General features: G+C 73.3%; 18 protein-coding genes and 1 riboswitch. Of the genes, 14 read left to right on the forward strand and 4 right to left on the reverse strand.

Annotated features, from left to right (window positions below):
• The first annotated feature begins 244 nt into the window (after positions 1 to 244).
• From O7613_RS24385 to O7613_RS24400, 4 genes are all read left to right on the forward strand, one after another.
• A complete protein-coding gene (locus tag O7613_RS24385; RefSeq protein WP_281586050.1) occupies positions 245 to 1069 on the forward strand; it encodes an inositol monophosphatase family protein in 825 nt (274 codons plus the stop codon).
• Positions 1066 to 1800, forward strand: a complete 735-nt coding sequence (locus tag O7613_RS24390; RefSeq protein ID WP_282290183.1) for a sulfotransferase — start codon at positions 1066 to 1068, stop codon at positions 1798 to 1800. Before O7613_RS24385 ends, O7613_RS24390 begins: the two co-directional genes overlap by 4 nt.
• A 28-nt stretch (positions 1801 to 1828) precedes the next feature.
• A complete protein-coding gene (locus O7613_RS24395; protein WP_282290185.1) occupies positions 1829 to 2581 on the forward strand; it encodes a hypothetical protein in 753 nt (250 codons plus the stop codon).
• A gap of 102 nt (positions 2582 to 2683) precedes the next feature.
• Positions 2684 to 3364, forward strand: a complete 681-nt coding sequence (locus tag O7613_RS24400; RefSeq protein ID WP_281586046.1) for a response regulator transcription factor — start codon at positions 2684 to 2686, stop codon at positions 3362 to 3364.
• 82 nt (positions 3365 to 3446) lie between these two features.
• Here the strand turns inward: O7613_RS24400 and O7613_RS24405 are convergent, their stop codons facing one another.
• The 3 genes from O7613_RS24405 to O7613_RS24415 form a co-directional block, all read right to left on the reverse strand.
• The gene (locus O7613_RS24405; RefSeq protein ID WP_281586045.1) at positions 3447 to 4106 is read right to left on the reverse strand and encodes a LuxR C-terminal-related transcriptional regulator; all 660 of its coding nucleotides are present in this window, start codon (positions 4104 to 4106) and stop codon (positions 3447 to 3449) included.
• A gap of 135 nt (positions 4107 to 4241) precedes the next feature.
• Positions 4242 to 4910: a response regulator transcription factor gene (locus tag O7613_RS24410; RefSeq protein ID WP_281586043.1), complete on the reverse strand. Its 669-nt coding sequence runs from the start codon at positions 4908 to 4910 to the stop codon at positions 4242 to 4244.
• Positions 4877 to 6250 (reverse strand): histidine kinase, encoded by a 1374-nt coding sequence (locus O7613_RS24415; RefSeq protein ID WP_281586042.1) that lies wholly within the window; start codon positions 6248 to 6250, stop codon positions 4877 to 4879. Before O7613_RS24415 ends, O7613_RS24410 begins: the two co-directional genes overlap by 34 nt.
• A 907-nt stretch (positions 6251 to 7157) precedes the next feature.
• Between O7613_RS24415 and O7613_RS24420 the strand changes: the two genes are divergently transcribed.
• From O7613_RS24420 to O7613_RS24435, 4 genes are all read left to right on the forward strand, one after another.
• On the forward strand, positions 7158 to 7835 hold the full coding sequence (locus O7613_RS24420) for a response regulator transcription factor (protein WP_281586041.1): 678 nt from the start codon (positions 7158 to 7160) through the stop codon (positions 7833 to 7835).
• Between the two features lie 2 nt (positions 7836 to 7837).
• The gene (locus tag O7613_RS24425; protein WP_281586039.1) at positions 7838 to 9223 is read left to right on the forward strand and encodes a HAMP domain-containing sensor histidine kinase; all 1386 of its coding nucleotides are present in this window, start codon (positions 7838 to 7840) and stop codon (positions 9221 to 9223) included.
• Between the two features lie 258 nt (positions 9224 to 9481).
• Positions 9482 to 9862, forward strand: coding sequence for a phosphatase PAP2 family protein (locus O7613_RS24430; protein ID WP_282290186.1), 381 nt, complete (start codon positions 9482 to 9484; stop codon positions 9860 to 9862).
• 36 nt (positions 9863 to 9898) lie between these two features.
• On the forward strand, positions 9899 to 10585 hold the full coding sequence (locus O7613_RS24435) for a VTT domain-containing protein (RefSeq protein WP_282290187.1): 687 nt from the start codon (positions 9899 to 9901) through the stop codon (positions 10583 to 10585).
• A gap of 54 nt (positions 10586 to 10639) precedes the next feature.
• On the opposite strand, the gene O7613_RS24440 is transcribed toward O7613_RS24435, so the two are convergent.
• A complete protein-coding gene (locus O7613_RS24440) occupies positions 10640 to 11371 on the reverse strand; it encodes a DUF2470 domain-containing protein (RefSeq protein WP_282290189.1) in 732 nt (243 codons plus the stop codon).
• 126 nt (positions 11372 to 11497) lie between these two features.
• Positions 11498 to 11636: riboswitch (cobalamin riboswitch) on the forward strand.
• Positions 11637 to 11734: 98 nt separating this feature from the next.
• On the opposite strand from O7613_RS24440, the gene O7613_RS24445 reads away from it, so the two are divergent.
• The 6 genes from O7613_RS24445 (at position 11735) to O7613_RS24470 (ending at position 18511) form a co-directional block, all read left to right on the forward strand.
• The gene (locus O7613_RS24445; protein WP_281586033.1) at positions 11735 to 12280 is read left to right on the forward strand and encodes a hypothetical protein; all 546 of its coding nucleotides are present in this window, start codon (positions 11735 to 11737) and stop codon (positions 12278 to 12280) included.
• A 134-nt stretch (positions 12281 to 12414) separates the two neighbouring features.
• Positions 12415 to 13881: a cell wall anchor protein gene (locus tag O7613_RS24450; protein WP_282294607.1), complete on the forward strand. Its 1467-nt coding sequence runs from the start codon at positions 12415 to 12417 to the stop codon at positions 13879 to 13881.
• Positions 13878 to 14795: a hypothetical protein gene (locus O7613_RS24455; protein WP_282290192.1), complete on the forward strand. Its 918-nt coding sequence runs from the start codon at positions 13878 to 13880 to the stop codon at positions 14793 to 14795. The genes O7613_RS24450 and O7613_RS24455 overlap by 4 nt, the downstream gene beginning before the upstream one ends.
• A complete protein-coding gene (locus tag O7613_RS24460; RefSeq protein ID WP_282290196.1) occupies positions 14788 to 16032 on the forward strand; it encodes an energy-coupling factor transporter transmembrane component T in 1245 nt (414 codons plus the stop codon). The genes O7613_RS24455 and O7613_RS24460 overlap by 8 nt, the downstream gene beginning before the upstream one ends.
• Positions 16029 to 17660, forward strand: a complete 1632-nt coding sequence (locus tag O7613_RS24465; protein WP_282290198.1) for an ABC transporter ATP-binding protein — start codon at positions 16029 to 16031, stop codon at positions 17658 to 17660. Before O7613_RS24460 ends, O7613_RS24465 begins: the two co-directional genes overlap by 4 nt.
• Positions 17657 to 18511 carry an ECF transporter S component gene (locus O7613_RS24470; protein WP_281586027.1) on the forward strand — a complete coding sequence of 285 codons (855 nt, stop codon included), beginning with the start codon at positions 17657 to 17659 and terminating at the stop codon, positions 18509 to 18511. The genes O7613_RS24465 and O7613_RS24470 overlap by 4 nt, the downstream gene beginning before the upstream one ends.
• Positions 18512 to 18580 lie beyond the last annotated feature (69 nt).

Consider the following 18580-nt stretch of genomic DNA (forward strand, 5'->3'; position numbering starts at 1 on the left):
GAGCACCACGCGGCCGGTCGGGAGAACGCCCGAAACGTCGGCCGCCGCCTGAACTTTCTGCCATCGCTCCGCCTCTCGGGTGCGGCCGGTGCACCGGTCACGCCGACCGCGGGCCGCTTCCGCCCATGCTCGGGATCCGGCGGCGAGCCCGGGAGCCTCGATCGGCCACGACGAATGGGCATGCCCGGACGGCTGACACGTCCGGGCAGCGCGGCACCGCGGGGGACGCGGCTAGCGTGGCGCCGTGACCAGCACCGTGCAGGACCTCATCGACGTGGCGGCGCAGTCCGCGGTCGACGCCGGCCGGCTGCTCCGGCAGCGGTTCGGCGCTCCGATGGAGGCATCCACGAAGGAGGCGGCCCACGACGTCGTGACCGAGGCCGACCTGGCCGCCGAGGAGCTGATCCGCGCCGCGTTGCGTGGCGCTGCCGCGAACTCGACGGTGGTGGGTGAGGAAGGCGGCCGGCAGCACGGCCCCGCCGTCGGGGCGGACGATCCGGTGTGGCTCGTCGACCCGATCGACGGCACCTACAACTTCGTCCGGGGCATCCCGTTCTTCTGCGTCTCGATCGGCCTGCGGATCGCCGGTCGTACCGTGGGCGGCTGCGTCTACGACCCGGTGCACGAGGAGCTGTTCACCGCGGCCGACGGCTACGCGTGGCTGAACGGCGCCCGGCTGTCCGGGCGTACGTCCGCGCCGTCGGCGCCGCCGCTCGTGCTGTGCGACATCCCGAACGCCGGCGGGCCGCCGGCCCGCGCCGAGACCGATCTGCTGGCCGCGCTGCTCACCGCCGCCGCGGACGTACGACGGCTCGGTTCGTCCGCGCTGGCACTGGCGTACGTCGCGGCCGGCCGCGCCGACCTGGCCGCCAACGCGGACGTTTACGACTGGGACACCGCCGCCGGGCGGGCGCTCGTCACCGCGACCGGCGGCGGTTACCTGAGCCACCCCGATCCGCTGCCGACCCGGCGGCGGGGCAGCTTCGTCGCGTGGGCCCCGGCGTACGAGACCCTCGGCCGCGCGGTCGGCGAGGCCCTGCACACCGACAGCCTCACGGAGACCAGGTGACACCCGGGCGCTTTCTGTTCATGGGCGGCATGCACCGCAGCGGCACCACCCTGCTGGCCGCGCTTGTCGGCACGAATCCGCAGGTGGCCGGGTTCCGGCAGACCGGCGCGCCGATGGACGAGGGTCAGTACCTGCAGACCGTCTGCCCCTACGACGAGCAGCATGGCGGTCCGGGGCGGTTCGCGTACGCGCCCGGGGCGCACATGACCGAGCACCACGAGCTGGCCACCCCGGCCACCGCCCGCCTGCTGCGTGAGCAGTGGGGCCGCTATCTCGATCCCGACCGTCCGGTCCTGCTGGAGAAGTCGCCGCCGAACTTGTTGCGGTTCCGGTTCTTCCAGCGGCTCTTCCCGGGCTCCCGGTTCGTGCTCGTCACCAGGCATCCGGTGGGGGTGGCGATGAGCACCCGGAAGTGGACGCCGGCACTGACCGTGCGGCAGCTCGTCGAGCACTGGCTGCACGCCCACGAACTGGCCCGGGCCGACGCCACGCACCTCGACGCGCTGCTCACCGTCCGCTACGAGGACCTGATGGACGACCCGGGGCGGACGCTTGATGCCATCGCGGCCTTCGCCGGCATCCCACCCACCTTCGACGTCGGCGACCTGGACCGGGACACCAATACCCGATACCTGCACGCCTGGCGGCAGGGCCCGGGGGCCGACGACGACCTCGCCGACCTCGCCGACCGGGTCGAACGGTACGGCTACCGGCTGCCCGCAGTCGCCTGAACCGGCTTCGTCTGAGAGGAGAGAACGGATGTCCCGGTTGCTCATCGTGCACGGCACCGGCGGACCACGACGCTCCGACGACTCGGTCCGCCGGGAGTGGATCAGCTCGATCGAGGACGGCCTCGCGCTGGCCGGCTATCCGGCGGTGGCGCCGGATGCCGCCCTGGTCAACCTCGACGCCCCGGACCGCGTGCCGGCCCTCGGGGACGGTGATCCGGCCGCCGAGGCGGCACTGCTGCGGCGCTGCTGGCGGGCCGCCACCTTCGACGCCGAAGCCGGTGCGGAGCCCGTCGGCGAGGACGCGTTGGCCGCCCGCCTGGCCTGGTCCCGATACTTCTGCGGGCTCACCGTCGAGGAGCTGACCGGGACCCTGCGTCAGGTGCGGGCGTTCGCCGGCGGCCCGGCGGCCGGGCACCCGGCGGTCGACGACGTACGCGCGGCGCTCGGCCCGGACACCGAGATCGTGATCGGCCACTGTCTGGGTGGGGTGGCCGCCGCGCTGGCCCTGGCCGACGCCGGCGCCGCCGCTCCGGCGTTGATCACCCTGGGCGCACCACATCCCCCGGTCGTCGGACCGCCGGCGTCCGGGCCGGCCACCTGGGTGGATCTCACCGACGTGCAGGACACGCTGCTCCTGGCCACCGGGACCGCTCCGGCCGGCGTCACCGGGCGGGTGTCGCTCGACTGCGATCCCCGGGTGCGCGGCGCGCGCAACTATCTGGCCTCGCCGGAGTTCGGCAAGGTGCTCGGCACCCTGCTGGAGACCTCTCCCGGCGGATGACCCCCCGGCTGGAGCATGTCCGGAACGAGACATGGTCCTGGATGGAGCGTGCCGTCGTCGGTTTCGATGATTCGTGTGACTCCGAGTGAGAGGAGCGCGGTCATGACCGCGACGATCGTCGAACACCATCCGCACCGCGAGTCGGCAAGCCTGCGCATCGGCCTGGTAATGATCAACGACATCCTGCGGGACGGCCTCAGCGTGGCTCTCCGCGGGCTGGCCATGACCACTTCCGTCCGCGCCTACCGCTCGATGCCCGAGCTGCTGACCGAGGCCGTCGACAAGCGACCGGAAGTGCTCGTCGTCAACGCGGCAGACGGCGTCGCCGGCATCGCGGCCGCCGCGCTGATCGCCCCGGACAGCAAGATCGTCATGCTGATCCACGACGCCCGTGCCGCCGAGGCGGTGCTGGCCGACGGCGTCGTGGTGGACGGCTTCCTGCTCCAGCAGGACCTGTCCGGTCGCACCCTGGAGAACGCGCTGCGAGCGATCATGACCGGTGAGGTGCCGATGCCCGCGGTACTGGCGCAGCAACTGCTGGCCCGGGCGGGCATCCGCCGCACGCCCTCGTCGATGGCGCCCATCAAGCTGACGCCGCGCGAGCACGAGACGTTGTTGCTGCTTGTCGAGGGGCTGAGCAACAAGCAGATCGCGCGACGCCTCAAGATCTCCGACCACGGGGCGAAGCGGCTGGTGGCCGGGGTGTTGCTCAAGCTGGGCTGCACCAATCGAACGTCGGCGGTGGTCACCGCCATCCGCTCCGGCCTGGTGGAGTGCGCGTAGGGCGGGCGCCGGGCAATCGTGCCGGCGCTCGGAGACCACGAAGGTGGCGACGCCCCCCGGCGCCGCCACCTTTGACTCTTCCTCAGGCCGCCTGCGGCAGCGGGGGCCGCTCGTAGAGCCCGTGCGCGGCCAGCTTGATGCCGAGCTCGAGCCGACTCCGGGCACCGAGCATCAGCATGATCTGCGTGACCTGCCGCTGGACGGTGCGGGTGGACACCGCCAGCGCCCGCGCGACCACGTCGTCGGTGGCCCCGCCGGCCAACCGCCGCAGCACGTCACGCTGCAACGGGTTGAGCCTGCCGTGCAGGTTGTTCTCATCCGCCCGAGCCTCGGACCAGTGATGCTGGAAGATCGTCACCAGCGCCTGCACCGCGGTGGGCGAGCGAACCGCCAGCGGTGACGCGGCCCCGCCCCGCGACACGATCGCCAGGTTGCGGTCCAGCACGACCATCAGGGTCGGTGAGTGCTTTCCGCTCCGCACATCGGCCCGGACGCCCAGTAGGGCCTTCAGCCGGGCGCTCCGGTCCAGTAGGGTCTCCCCGGCCACGACCGCGCGTACCTGGGCGGCCCCCGACCAGCCGACCCGGGTCGGGTCCGGTTCCGACATCAGCGCACAGTTGGCCGGGATCAGCGCGAGCACCTCGTCGCGCGCCGCTCTGATCACTCGCGTTGCCAGGCGCCACCCCGCGCCCTCGGCCTCGATGGCCTTCGGCTCCGCTTCCATGGCTCCGTTCTGCGTCATCTCTCCCCCGAGTTGCCGTCGTACGCGCCCCTGCGCGTGCGACGCGGACAGTGATTGAAACGTAGCCATCGGCGAACGGGGCGGGTACCGGGGAATCCCTGGCCCGGGAGTCGGATTTCCACCGGCTCGACCGCCCTACGCCCCCCAGCCGGCGGAACTGTTGGACCGGAGGTACATCAGCACCGCCCGCACCCGCCGGTGCACACCCTCCGCCGCGTCGATCTGCAGCCGCTCCAGGATGCTTGTCACGTACGACTCGATGGTCTTGCTGCTCAGACGCAGGCGGTCGGCGATCGCCCGGTTGGTGAGGCCCTGCGCCATCAGTGCCAGCACCTCCTGCTCCCGGACGGTCAGGCGGTCGATCCGGCCGCCCGTGCGGTGCCGGGCCATCAACTCCTCGACCAGGGCCGGATCGATGACCGCTCCGCCGTTCGTCAGCTCACGCAACGCGGTGACCACCTGCTCGACGTCGAGGATGCGCTCCTTGAGCAGGTATCCGACGCCGCCCTCGCCGGAGTTGACGATCGCCAGCGCGTACTCCGTCTCGATGTGCATGGAGAGGACCAGCACCGCGATGCCGGGGTAGTCCCGCCGGATCCGCTCGGCGACGGCCAGGCCCTCGGTGGTGTAGGTCGGGGGCATCCGGATGTCGACGATCGCCGCGTCCGGACGGTGCGCGGCCACCGCGTCCAGCAGTTCGTGCGCGTCCTTCACCGCCGCGAGCACGGTCATCCCGGCCTGCCGCAGGAGGGCTGACAAGCCCTCCCGGATCAGCACCGCGTCGTCTGCGATGACGATACGCACGGGATCACCGTCCGCAGCGTCGTGCCGACCCCGGGTCGGCTCTCCAGTTCCAGCCGACCACCAAGCGCTTCCACGCGGCGGCTGAGGTGGCTCAGGCTGTCCTCGTCGTCAAGGGCCCGGGTCGAGCCGGAGCCGTCGTCGCACACCTCCAGGTGCAGGCAGTTCTCCTCCATGCGCATCCGGATCACCACCGTCGAGGCGCCACCGTGCCGGACCGCGTTGCTCAACGCCTCCGCCACGACGAAGTAGGCGGCTTCCGCCACCTCACGGGGAACCAGACGAGGCCGCCCCTCGATCCGCACCGTCACCGGCGTGTTGACGGTCAACGCGGCAAGCGCCTCGTGCAGCTCACGCCGATCCAGGGCGGGCGGACGCAGCCCTCGGCTCAGCAGCCGCAACTCGGTCAGTGCCATGGTCAGCTCGGTGACCGCCGTGTCCAGGTGGGCGTCGGCCTCGGCGGTGTCCCGGATGGTCCTGCGCGCCATCTGCAACAGCAGCGTCGCGTTGATCAGCCGGAACTGCGCGCCGTCGTGCAGATCCCGTTCGATCTCGCTGCGTGCCCGGTGCCGGCCGTTCCGCGCCTCCTGCTCGTACCGGCGTTCCCAGAGCGCGGCGTCGGCCTGCCATCCACGCGCAAGGGCGAGCAGAATCAGCGGCGGTATCAGGATCTGCAGCACCACACCCGCGGCATTGCCCACCAGCCAGGCCACGTGCGCCGGGGTGGTCAGGACGGGCACCACCGCCGCCGCGCACACCTGCAGACAGATGAGGACGCCCGGAACCGCGACGATCCGTTGGGCGCCCTGCCAGCGCCGGATCAGGTGGACGGCGAGCCAGATCGCCACCACCGCGACCACCAGCCGCGCGGCCACCGGCTGGTACGGCTCGGTGGCCCAGCCCGGCGCGGGAAGGCAGGCCAGGCACGGGTCGATCGGGCTGGACGGCGCGGCACGACTGTCGACGATCAGCAGCGGCAACCCGCCGAGCGCGGCCACCAGCAGGACGCGGTCCGCCCGGGTGAGCGTACGGCTGTGCGGCTGGGTGACCAGGATGGCCACCAGGAGAGTCCAGATCAGCACGTGCGCGACGGCGGCCGTGCCGGTGCCCGAGACGCCTTGCAGCGGCCCGATGCCACGGGCCAACCAGACCATCGCGACGGCGAAGAACAGCATGCCGGTCAACGGGTTGGCGGTCGACCCGATCAGGATCATCCCGGCGGTGCCGTAGGAACAGACAAGCGCCAGCGCGGTCGCGACGAAGAGCGTGGTCTCCGGGTCACCGGACCGGATCACCCGAACGGTGGCGACCAGGCTGCCGCCCAGCATCACACAGACCAGCATCGCGACAGCCGCGCTTCGCAACGCTGGTCCCGCGTCGACTCGGCTGACCCTGACGGGCATCGGAAGCCGGACCAATCGTCCCTCCGCGGTCGGTAGCCGATGGGAGCCGACCACTGGAGGGTGGCGAGACCGACGAACGTTCGCTCGGCGGTCGCGACGCGATCCCTGAAGATGATCAATCCGCTTGGATCGGGTCTCCGCGATCGACATCAATGCTATCGCATCGTCGATTAATCCGGGGGCCCGTAAATTGCATAGGAGTTTCCGCAAAAGCGGTCCTTACTCACCCACAGCCGCCGTAGCGGCCCCAAGCGCTCGAACCGGACAGCTGCGCAGACCGTCAACCGATATCACCTACGAGTCTGGTGGAATTTGCCCTCCCATTCGGACCAGCGGGTCGGCATACCCTCTTATCCACTCCACTCCATCCATACGGCATCGAATTCCATCGTGCACGCCAGCGTCGGCGGGCCGACAGCCGCGCTCCGAACGCCCCGACGCGGGTTGGAAAGCGGGCTCGAACAGGTCGGCGACCCGGCCGCCTGCGATCAGTTGGGCACCAGGCCCGATAAAGCCGCCCAGGGGAGGGCGAGCCCGCGCATTCCGGCAATCAGGATAATCGTTGTCCATGCCCAGGAAACAGGTTCGCGTATACCGTCGGCAGCTACTCGCCGGCGACCCGAACAATAGAGGCACGACTGAGGCGATCCCACCAAGGAGTCATCGGCGCCGACCCAAAGGCGGCACGACCGTAATTCGGCTGCTGCGCGGCACCAACCCCCGCCCCGACCCCTGATCAGTGAGTGGCACGGCACTCCTGTGCCCCTGGCTCACCCGTTCACGCGATGATCGGGGTGTGCCGCGGTGACGCCCGGTGCGGTGTCGACGTTCCGGAGGGGGTGGGCGGGTGCGGGTGCTGGTCGTCGAGGACGAGACCGGCCTGGCGCAGGTGCTGCGCGCCGGCCTGACGGACGAGGGCTTCGCCGTGGATGTGCAGCACACGGGGGTCGACGGGCTGTGGGCGGCCACCGAGAACCCCTACGACGTGATCGTGCTGGACATCATGCTGCCCGGCCTGAACGGCTACGAGGTGTGCCGGCGGCTGCGGTCGCGGGACGTGTGGACGCCCGTGTTGATGTTGACCGCGAAGGAGGGGGAGTACGACCAGGCGGATGCCTTCGACCTCGGCGCCGACGACTACCTGGTCAAGCCGTTCTCGTTCGTGGTGCTGGTGGCCCGGCTACGGGCTCTCGTACGCCGGGGCGCGCCCGCCCGGCCGGTCGTGCTGACCGCCGGGGATCTGACCGTGGATCCGGCCCGACGGCAGGTCACCCGGGCCGGCCACTCGGTTCGGGTCACCGCGCGGGAGTTCGCGCTGCTGGAGTTCCTGATGCGTCACCGCGGCGACGTGATGTCCAAACGGCAGATCCTCGACAACGTCTGGGACGCGCACTTCGACGGCGATCCCAACATCGTCGAGGTGTACGTCGGCTACCTCCGCCGCAAGATCGATCAACCGTTCGGGCGGCAGGCCATCCAGACCGAGCGGGGCATGGGCTATCGCCTGGCAGCCGACGGCGGCTGAGCATGGCCATCGGGTGGAGGCGATGGCAGCCGGGGGTACGGCTGCGTTCGGCCCTTGCTGCCGCCGCCGTCGTAGCGGCGGCCTTCGCCGTCGGCGCCATGGTGTTCGTCCACCTCGCTCGCGCGGATCTCGCCGGCAACGTGGACGCCGCCGCGCGGCAACGTGCGACCGAGGTGGTCGCGGCGGTGGCCGCCGGTGATCAGGACGCACTCGCCCGGACGCTGCGGCCGAGCCCGGAAGAACAGACGTTGGTGCAGGTCCTCGACCCGTCCGGACGAGTCGAGGCGGCCTCGGCCGCGCTCGGCGACGCCGCGCCGCTGTCCCCGCTGCGGCCCCGACCCGGTCAACTGCTGCGCGAGCAGCGGCTGCTGCCGTTCGCCGGGGAAGACCCGTACCGGATCGCCGCCGCAGGGGTGGCCGACGGCTCCGGTGTCCGCACGGTGCTGGTCGCGCAGTCACTGCGGCCGGTCGACGAGAGCACCGAGGCGGTCGCGGCGATCATGGCCGCCGGGCTGGCGCCCATGCTGCTGGTGGTGGGTGCGGCGGTGTTCTGGTTCGTCGGACGTTCCCTGCGCCCGGTCGAGGCGATCCGCCGGCGGGTCGCCGGGATCACCGCCCGTGACCTGCACGCCCGCGTGCCCGTGCCGGGCGCCCGGGACGAGATCGCGGCGCTCGCCGAGACGATGAACCGGATGCTCGAACGCCTGGAGACCGCCGCGGCGAGCCAGCGCCGGTTCGTCGCCGACGCCAGCCACGAACTGCGCAGCCCTCTGGCCACCCTGCGTGCCGGCCTCGACCGGCTGGCCGTGGCGACCTCGCCCGACGGCCAGCGCGACCTGGTCGAGCTGCTGCGCCGGGAGACCAGCCGGCTGGGTGACCTCGTCGCCGACCTGCTCCTGCTCGCGCGCATCGACGAGCGCGGCGGTACCGGGCGCCGCGACGACGTCGACCTCGACGACTTGGCCTACACCGAGCGGGACCGGCTCGCGGCGCACCGCCCGGACCTGACCGTCCGGGCCCACCTCACCCCCGTGCGGGTGGCCGGGGACGCCCACGACCTCGGCCGCGCTCTGCGGAACCTGGCCGACAACGCCGCGCGTCACGCCCGTACCCGGGTGACCCTGAACGTGTCGGTGCGGGACGCGTGGGCGTGCGTCGAGGTCACCGACGACGGACCCGGTGTCCCCGATGCCGACCGGGAGCGGATCTTCGACCGGTTCGTCCGTCTCGACGACAGCCGCACCCGCCCGGACGGCGGCAGCGGGCTGGGCCTCGCCATCACCCGTGAGGTCGTCTCGGCGCACGGCGGACACGTACAGGTGCTGCCCGGACCGGGCATGACCGTCCGGATCAGTCTGCCCCACGCCGTCGACTCCGAAGATCACTGAACCGACCTCGGCGGTTTCAGGCTCCTCTCAGGTGACGGGCGGCACCCTGGACAGGAGGCGCCTGCACGGGCCGGAGCCGTCACCGTCACGGGGGAACGATGAACTATCACCTGTTCCAGATCGTCAACGACACAGCCGGCCGCAGTGACCTCGTCGACGACTTCTTCGAATGGACGGCGGTGTGGCTGATCTACGTCCTCGCCGCCACCGCGGCCATACCTGTCCTGGCCCACCCTGCGGTACGGCCGCGCCGCCCTGGTGCGCGTCGTCGCGTCCCTCGGGCTGGCCTTCGCCGTCGGGCAGGCCGTTGCCGCGTTCAGCACCGAGGTACGGCCCTTCCAGGCCCATGCCGTGCACCAGCTGATCCCACACGCCGCCGGGCCGTCGCTGCCGAGCGACCACGCGACGGCGGCGTTCGCGGTGGCGTTCGCCGTCGGGGCGTTCCTGTCCCGCCGATGGGGACTGGCGCTGAGCGTGCTCGCCGCCGTCATCGGCTTCGCCCGGGTCTGGACCGGCGTGCACTACCCCGGGGACATCCTCGCCGGCGCACTCATCGCCGCCGGAGCGGTCGCCACCATCGGCGTCGTCGGCCGCGCCTACGACCGCCGTACCGGCCGCCGCCTCGGCACCACCGCCTGAGCACCACCCCCCGCCCCTCGTTCCGGAGGTCATGCCATGTCCACGCCTCAGGCGACACTCGCCGTGGGCCCCAGCCTGATCGACCCGGAATGGCTGATCTCCACCTTCGGGCTGATCGGGATCCTCGCGATCGTCTTCGCCGAGTCCGGGCTGCTCATCGGATTGTTCCTCCCCGGCGACTCGCTGCTGTTCACCGCCGGACTCCTCGTCGCCGACGGCCGCTACCTGCACCAACCGCTCTGGCTCGTCTGCCTGCTCGCCGCCGTCGCGGCCGTCATCGGCGACCAGGCCGGCTACCTGTTCGGCAAGCGCGTCGGCCCGAGCCTGTTCCGTCGCCCCAACTCCCGCCTGTTCAAGCAGGAGAACGTGCGCCGGGCCGACGCCTTCTTCGCCCGCTACGGCGCCCGCTCGATCGTGCTGGCCCGCTTCGTGCCGATCGTGCGGACCTTCACCCCCGTCATCGCCGGGGTGAGCCGGATGCACTACCGCGCCTTCGTCACCTACAACGTCCTCGGCGGGGTCCTGTGGGGAACCGGCGTGACCGTGCTCGGCTACTTCCTCGGGCAGATCAGCTTCGTCGCATCGCACATCGAGCTCATCCTCATCGCCATCGTGCTCATCTCCGTCCTGCCCATCGGCATCCAACTCCTGCGGTCCCGCCATCGGTCGGCAACCGCCTCCGTCGACGCGACGGCCGCTCCGGACGCATCCGGCGCCGACTGAACGACGCACCGCGGTCGCCGCCGGCACCTCCGGCCGGCGAACAACCGGTGGGGGTCAGGCGACGGCCCGGGCGCAGACCATCGGGTGCAGCAGCCGGGACAGTTCGGTGACGCCGGCGACGGGCCGCTCGAAGCCGAGCCGGATCCGCCGGGTCGCGCCGGGCCGGCCGTACGCGACGAGCAGCCCGTACCTGTCGATGCGGACCACCCGGGGCGATTCGTCGCCGGACAGCTTCAGCCGCTGGCGCAGGTGGCCGGCGACCTGCTCGGCGTGGTGGTCGGCGAGGTCGGCCAGGAACTCCGCCTCGACCGCGTGCAGCGGGTCGGGCTCGGCTTCCGCGTACGCCGCCGGGTCGATCCGGCGGACACCGCCGGCGTGTTCCCATCGGACCTCGGCCACCTCGAACCGGTACAGGCGGAACCGGCGGCCCACGTCGAGCAGGTCCCCGGTCGGCTGGGTGGCGGCGAAGTCCACGGCGGCCCGGCGCGCCTCGTCCCCGTCCAGCCGCTTCGCCCAGCCGGAGATCCAGGCCCGGCCGAGGGAGGGAGCGCCGGCGGCGGGCGGCAGGTCGAGCACGTCGAGGACGGTGGCGACGTCGGCACCCCCGTCCGGCGGCGACAGCGCCGCGGCGAGATCACTGACGATCGGCACCAGCAGCAGCACCCGGCCGTCCGGGTCGGTGGCGTGCCGGACCTGGTGCGGCCCGGCGTGTCGGGCCAGGTGGACAAGGGCGGGCAGCCAGCCCGCGACGAGGGTACGCACGATTTCCGCCGGGCTGGGGCGCATGGTCCCGACCTCCTCAAGAAAGGTTAGCCTTACCTAACTGACAGGCTAGACCATCGGACCGGAGTCGTCGACGTCAACCACCCCGAGCAGGGACGATTGACATGGGTAATCCGGTGCGGACAGACTGTGGCCACAACTGAACACACCGCGCGTCCGTGCGGGGGAAGTCCGGTCGAAGTCCGGCGCTGGCCCGCAACGGTAGGCCGTCGAGGTGACAGACACCCGGCGGTGAGCCCGAATACCCGGCGTACGCGCGCATCCGCTCCCCACCCGTCGTGGCCCACGGGTCGGAGTCCCGGTCGACCCCGCGCACCGCCGGGCGACCGGGTTTCTGACGACCGCCGGGCCGGAAAGGCGCTACCGATGGTCGTTCGCCTGAGCCGGCAATCCCCCCTCGCCCTGTTCCGCGGCACACTTGCCGCCCTCGCCCTCCGCCCGTCCACCGTCCGGGCCCGGCTCGCCGGTCTGCTGACCGCCGCGCTGGCCGCCGTCGCCCTGATCGCCGTCGAGCCCGCGCCGCAGGCCGCGCACGCGGCGGCCTGCACCGGCACCTCCGGCGTCACAGTCGTCGTCGACTACGCCGCCCTCGGCGGCGGCGTCCAGGTGGGCTGTGCGCTCGGCGACCCGGCCACCGGGCTGGCCGCGTTGCAGGGCGCCGGGTTCACCGTCACCGGCACCCAACGCTGGGGGCTGGCGTTCGTCTGCCGCATCAACGGCAAGCCGACCGCCGCGACGGACCCGTGCGTCAACACCCCGCCGGCCACCGCGTACTGGTCGTACTGGCATGCGTCGCCCGGCGGCGCCTGGTCCTACAGCTCCTCCGGGGCAGCCGGCTACAACCCCGCCCCGGGCAGCGTCGAGGGCTGGGCGTTCGGTTCCGGCGCGGCGCCCGGCATCACCGCTCCCTGATCCACACCGGCGCGGTGACCGGCAGCGCACCGGGTGCCGGTCACCGCCCCGGCGTCGGAAGGCGGCCGGGCGCTCGTCCCGGGTGCTCTCCGGAGTTCTCCCCGACCGCTCTGCGAAAGGCGTCCCTCATGCCCATGTCCCGGCCCCGGCGACTCGGCACCGGCCTCGCCGCCACCGTCGCGGCGGCACTCGCCGCGCTCACCACGCCCATGACCGTGCTGGCCGCTCCCGCCGCAGCCGACGCCGCCGCCGCGCGGGACGCCGCGACCTGGCTCGGTGGCGAGTTCACCGACGGGATTCTGCCCGGACCGTTCGGCGGCCCGGACTGGGGCCTGACCATCGACGGGGTCGTCGCGTTGTCCGCCACCGGCGTCGACACGTCGACCCGCCAGGCCGCCACGGCGCAGGTCGCGGCGCACGTGCGCGCCTACAACAGCTACGACGAGTGGGGCATCGAGGGCTTCACCGACGGCGGAGCCACCGCGAAGCTGCTCTACGCCGCCTCCGCCGCCGGCGCCGACCCCACCGACTTCGGCGGGTACGACCTGCGGGCCGAGACCCTGTCGCTGGTCTCCCCGACGGGCACCGGTGACCAGCGGGGCCGGATCACCAGCCGGGTCACCGCCGACAGCGGCCCGGACGCCAGCAACACCTTCGACCAGTCCTTCGCCGTGCTGGGCCTGGCCCGCAGCGGTGACGTCCCGCAGGACACCGTCGACTTCCTCGTCCGGCAGCAGTGCGCGGCGGGGGGCTTCCGGCTCTACCCGGACACCGCGGACGGGCCGTCACCGTCCTGCGACGAACAACCCGGCGCCACCCTCGACGTCGACTCCACCGCGATGGCCGTGCAGGCGCTGCTGACCGCCGCCGACGACGGCGCCACCGGGGCGGCCGGCGCGGCGCGCAGGGGCGCCGACTGGCTGGTGGCCCAGCAGCACGCCGACGGCTCCTTCGGCGGGTCGGGGCCGACGACCGGCGCGAACTCCAACAGCACCGGACTGGCCGGGCAGGCTCTGGCCGCCGCCGGACGCGACACCGAGGCCGCCCGCGCCGCCGACGCGCTGACCGCGTTGCAGCTCACCGACGCGAACGGCGGAAAGGCAGCCGCCGACGCGGGTGCCGTCGCCTACCACACCGAGGGTTTCACGACAGCCGTCGCGGCCGGGATCGCGGACATCGACCGGGACCAGTGGCGCCGGGCCACCGCCCAGGCCCTGCTCGGGCTCGCGCAGGTGCCGCTGGGTCGGATCGGCCTCGACCTGCCGCCGTCGCCCGACCCCACCCCGTCCGGTACGGCCTCGCCCACCGCCTCCCCCACCGGATCACCGACGCCGACCACGAGCGCCACCGCCAACCCGACCCCGACCTCGACCGGCACCGTCGACCCGCCCCCCGGCGACACCGCGAGCCCGCCGGCGGCGACCCCGTCGGCCACCACGCCACCCGCGGCGACCGCCGCTCCGAGCACGGCACCGCCCGCCCCGGGGCTGGTTGGGCTGCCGACCACCGGCACGGCGATCGCCGGCTACGTGCTGGTCGCGGTGCTGATGGTCGGTGGTGGGGTGCTGCTCATGGTGCTCGGCCGGCGGCGGACGAGATGACGGCCCGGTACGCGCGAGCCGGGATCGTCCTCGCCCTGACCGCCGCGAGCACCCTTGCCGCACCGGCCGCGGGGGCGGAGGCCGCCGGCACGGCCGGCTACTGCCCGGACGCCTCCGGGGTCACCGTCGTGGTGGCCTTCAACGAACTCGGCGGCGGCACGGTGGTCCGCTGTGCCCACGGCGACCAGGCCACCGGACTCACCGCCCTGAAGAACGCCGGTTTCCCGATCACCGGCACGCTGCGCTGGGGCGAGGGGTTCATCTGCCGGATCGAGGGCAAGCCGTCGGCAGCCGCGGAGAAGTGCGTCGACACGCCGCCGGCCAGCGCCTACTGGTCGTACTGGCACGCCTCGAACGGCGGTGGCTGGACCTACAGCGACAAGGGCGTGGCCAACCGCAGACCGCCGGCCGGCAGCTTCGAGGGCTGGTCGTTCTCGCTCAACCGCGGCAGCAACGACGCGCCCCGGCCCGACGTCGTACCGAAGCGACCCGCGCCACCGGCGCCGCCCGCGCCACCGCCGGCCACGGGCGGTGGTGGACCGGTCGCGACGCCGCCGGCCGCCGGTGGTGGGCCTGTCGCACCGCCCGCGCAGGGTGGTCGCGGGGCCGCCCCACCTGGCGGTCGGCCGGGTGCGGCCGGACCGACCGTCGACGCCACCGGGCTCCCCGCCCCCACGGGTACGGCCACCGGCGCCCCGTCGCCGACGCCGAGCCAGGTCGGTGCCCCGACCGGTGGGGCCACCGGCGTGTCGTCGCCGGGCGCCTCCGGGCCGGAGTTGACAGACGTCGCTGCCCCCCGCGACGGCGCAGGTCCACCGTTCGGCACGATCGCCGGGGTGCTGCTGCTCGTCCTGCTGGCCGGCGGCGGGTTGATCGCCGCGCGGCGACGGCGTACCACCGAACCGGATGCCTGACCGGTCCGCCACCGCCACGGTCGGGACCAGCCCGGATCCGGCCCTCGGCACCGGCCGGCGGCCGGTCCGGTGGTCGGCGGCGCGGCTGCCCCGCGGGCTGCACCCGGGGGCGTGGTGGCTGTGGGCGCTCGGCCTGGCCACGGCGGCCAGCCACACCACGAACCCGCTGCCGCTGGGTCTGCTCGTCGCCACCGCCGCGCTGGTGGTGGTCCGGCGGCGCGGCGACGCCCCGTGGGCCCTGGCGTTCCGGATGTACCTGTGGCTGGCCGCGGTCGTGGTGGGCATGCGGGTGGTGTTCCGGATCGTGTTCGGCGGCGGTCAGGGCGACCATGTGCTGCTCCGCCTGCCGGAGATCCCCCTGCCGGCCTGGGCGGCGGGCATCCGGCTGCTCGGGCCGGTCGCCGCCGAACAGGTCCTCGGCGGTTTCTACGACGGGCTGCGGCTGGCCACCATGCTTGTCTGCCTGGGCGCCGCGAACGCGCTGGCCAACCCGAAGCGGCTGCTCAAGGCCGTACCCGGCGCGTTGTACGCGGTCGGCACGGCCGTGGTGGTGGCGCTGTCGGTCGCTCCGCAACTGGTGGAAAGCGTGCTCCGGGTGCGCCGGGCCCGGCGACTGCGTGGCGCACCCGGACGCGGGATGCGGGCGCTGCGCGGGATCGCCGTGCCGGTGCTTGCCGACGCCCTCGACCGGTCCCTGGCCCTCGCGGCGGCGATGGACTCCCGCGGCTACGGGCGCACCGCCGCGGTGCCGGCCGGGCAGCGCACCGCGACCGGCGTGCTGGTGCTCGGCGGGCTGATCGGCGTCTGCGCCGGCACCTACGGTCTGCTCGACACCGGCAGAGCCGGTTTCCTCGGTCTGCCGATGCTGCTCGCCGGGCTGGTCGCCGCCGTGACCGGGATGCTGTTGGCCGGCCGGCGGGTCCGGCGCAGCCGCTACCGGCCGGACCGCTGGCGAGCCGCGGAACTGGTGGTGGCCGGTTGCGGCGTGGCCACCGCCGCCCTGACGACGCTCGCCGGCTCGGTCGACCCGGAGCTGCTCTATCCGCCGGTCAGCCCGCTCACCTGGCCCGCGCTGACCCCGCTGACGCTGCTCGCCGTCGCGGTCGCGGCGGCGCCGGCCTGGCTGGCGCCGCCACCTCCGCCGGCCGCGCCCACCCGGCCGCCGACCGGCCCGGCGGACACCGCCGCTCCGCCGACCCGACCCACCATGCCGGCGACGGCGGGAGGCCGCACGTGATCGAGTTCGACCGGGTCACCGTCCGCTACGCCGACGACGGTCCACCGCCGCTGCGGGACGTGACGATCCGCATCGAAGAGGGCGAGTTGTGCCTGGTCGCCGGCCGCACCGGCGCCGGCAAGTCCACCCTGCTGCGGGCGATCAACGGACTGGTGCCGCACTTCACCGGCGGCACCCTGCACGGCACCGTCACCGTGGACGGCCGGGACACCCGTCACCACCCGCCGCGTGACCTCGCCGACGTGGTCGGTGTGGTCGGCCAGGACCCGCTGTCCGGCTTCGTCACCGACACCGTCGAGGAGGAACTGGCGTACGGCATGGAACAGCTGGCCCTGCCGCCGGCCGTCATGCGCAAGCGGGTCGAGGAGACGCTCGACCTGCTCGGCATCGCCGAGCTGCGGGACCGGCCGCTGCGCACGCTGTCCGGCGGGCAGCAGCAGCGGGTGGCCATCGGCGCCGTACTCACCGCTCATCCGCGGGTGCTTGTCCTCGACGAACCCACCTCCGCGCTGGATCCCACCGCCGCCGAGGACGTCCTCGCCACCGTCACCCGCCTGGTGCACGACCTCGGCGTCACCGTGGTCCTGGCAGAGCACCGGCTGGAACGGGTCGTGCAGTACGCCGACCGGCTGCTCTACCTGCCCGGCGACGGGCACGTGCGGGACGGGGCACCGGCGACCGTGCTCGCCGGGATCGACCTCGCGCCACCCCTGATCGAGCTGGGCCGGCTCGCCGGCTGGACCCCGCTGCCGTTGTCCGTACGCGACGCCCGCCGACGCGCCGCCGCCCTGCGCCACCGACTCGCCGACGCGGCCCCCGCCACGCCGGCACCGGAGCCGGCACCCGCTCCGGTGCTGACCGCCCGCGGGATCGTCGTCCGGTATCCGGGCACGGTCGCCGTGGCCGGGGTCGACCTCGACCTGCATCCCGGCCGGGTCGTCGCGCTGATGGGCCGTAACGGTTCCGGCAAGTCCAGCCTGCTGTGGGCGGTGCAGGGCAGCGGCCCCCGCCACGGTGGCGCCGTCACCGTCACCGGTGCCCGCGGCGGCGTCGACCCGAAGGCCCTGCCGGCCGGTCAGGCCCGCCGGCACGTCGGCCTGGTCCCGCAGAATCCCACGGACCTGCTCTACCTGGAGACCGTGGACGCCGAATGCGACCAGGCCGACCGGGAGAGCGACGCGCCGACCGGCACCTGCCGCGCCGTCCTCGACCAACTGGTCCCCGACCTGCCCGGCGACCGGCACCCCCGCGACCTGTCCGAGGGACAACGACTGGCCCTCGCACTCGCCGTCCAGCTCACCGCCGCCCCGCCGGTGATCCTGCTCGACGAACCGACCCGTGGCCTGGACTACCACGCCAAGAAGCAGTTCGGCACGCTCGTCCGGCAGCTGACCGCCGCCGGCCGCAGCGTGGTCCTGGCCACCCACGACGTCGAACTCGTCGCGACCCTGGCCGACCAGGTGATCGTGATGGCCGAGGGAGAGATCGTCGCCGAAGGCAGCACCGCGGAGGTCATGCTTGCCTCACCGGCCTTCGCACCGCAGGTCGCCAAGGTCCTCGCACCGCAACCGTGGCTGACCGTGGACCAGGTGGCCGCCGCGCTCCGGATAGCCGGAGCACCGACGTGAGCGGGCCGCGGATCGCGCCCCGGACCGCCGTGGTCCTGGCACTCGCCTCGGCCGCCGCGCTGGCCACCTTCACCTGGCCGTTCTTCGTACCCGCGCACCCCGAGAGCACCGCCCGCACCGGCGAAGCGCCGCTTGTCTTCTTCCTCATGCTGCCGGTGCTCGTGGCGCTCCTGCTGGCCGAACTCAGCTCCGGCGGCATCGACAGCAAGACCCTGGCGATGCTCGGCGTGCTCTCCGCCGTCAACGCCGCGCTACGCCCCCTCGGCGCCGGCACCGCCGGCATCGAAACGGTCTTCTTCCTGCTCGTACTCGCCGGACGGATCTTCGGGCCCGGCTTCGGGTTCCTGCTCGGCTCCACGTCTCTGTTCGCCTCCGCGCTGCTCACCGCCGGAATCGGACCGTGGCTACCGTTCCAGATGCTGTGCGCCTCGTGGATCGGCCTCGGCGCCGGCCTGCTCCCGTCCCGGCTACGCGGCCGGACCGAAACCGCGGTGCTCGCCGGATACGGCGCGGTCGCCGCCTACGGGTACGGCCTGCTGATGAACCTGTGGTTCTGGCCGTTCAGCATCGGCGCCGACACCCAACTGTCCTACCTGCCCGGCGCACCGGTGCTGGAGAACCTGCACCGGCTGGCCCTGTTCACCGCCGTCACCTCCACCTTCGGCTGGGACACCGGCCGGGCGATCACCACCGCCGTGGCGATCGTCCTCGTCGGCCCGGCCGTGCTCGCCGCGCTGCGCCGCGCCGCCCGACGGGCCGCCTTCGGCGCGCCGGTCACCTTCGCCGCACCCGACCCGCCCGATTCCCAGGGAGTTACCGCACACCCGGCCCCGCGACCACCCGGGACGTGACCGGCGGCGGGAGAGGGCGTCGTGGGCGCCGGGTCCGGTGCGGCTGACGGAACCCCGCTGCGGTGGGTC

The sequence above is a fragment of the Micromonospora sp. WMMD975 genome, from assembly GCF_029581215.1.
In the GTDB taxonomy this organism is placed as follows: Bacteria; Actinomycetota; Actinomycetes; order Mycobacteriales; family Micromonosporaceae; genus Micromonospora.

Bases quoted from the DNA above. Each gene is read 5' to 3' on its own strand.
- O7613_RS24395 (WP_282290185.1), top strand. From the start codon at position 1,829: ATGTCCCGGTTGCTCATCGTGCACGGCACCGGCGGACCACGACGCTCC.
- O7613_RS24400 (WP_281586046.1), top strand. From the start codon at position 2,684: ATGACCGCGACGATCGTCGAACACCATCCGCACCGCGAGTCGGCAAGC.
- O7613_RS24405 (WP_281586045.1), bottom strand. From the start codon at position 4,106: ATGACGCAGAACGGAGCCATGGAAGCGGAGCCGAAGGCCATCGAGGCC.
- O7613_RS24415 (WP_281586042.1), bottom strand. From the start codon at position 6,250: ATGCTGGTCTGTGTGATGCTGGGCGGCAGCCTGGTCGCCACCGTTCGG.
- O7613_RS24425 (WP_281586039.1), top strand. From the start codon at position 7,838: ATGGCCATCGGGTGGAGGCGATGGCAGCCGGGGGTACGGCTGCGTTCG.
- O7613_RS24435 (WP_282290187.1), top strand. From the start codon at position 9,899: ATGTCCACGCCTCAGGCGACACTCGCCGTGGGCCCCAGCCTGATCGAC.
- O7613_RS24440 (WP_282290189.1), bottom strand. From the start codon at position 11,371: ATGCGCCCCAGCCCGGCGGAAATCGTGCGTACCCTCGTCGCGGGCTGG.
- O7613_RS24445 (WP_281586033.1), top strand. From the start codon at position 11,735: ATGGTCGTTCGCCTGAGCCGGCAATCCCCCCTCGCCCTGTTCCGCGGC.
- O7613_RS24450 (WP_282294607.1), top strand. From the start codon at position 12,415: ATGTCCCGGCCCCGGCGACTCGGCACCGGCCTCGCCGCCACCGTCGCG.
- O7613_RS24455 (WP_282290192.1), top strand. From the start codon at position 13,878: ATGACGGCCCGGTACGCGCGAGCCGGGATCGTCCTCGCCCTGACCGCC.
- O7613_RS24460 (WP_282290196.1), top strand. From the start codon at position 14,788: ATGCCTGACCGGTCCGCCACCGCCACGGTCGGGACCAGCCCGGATCCG.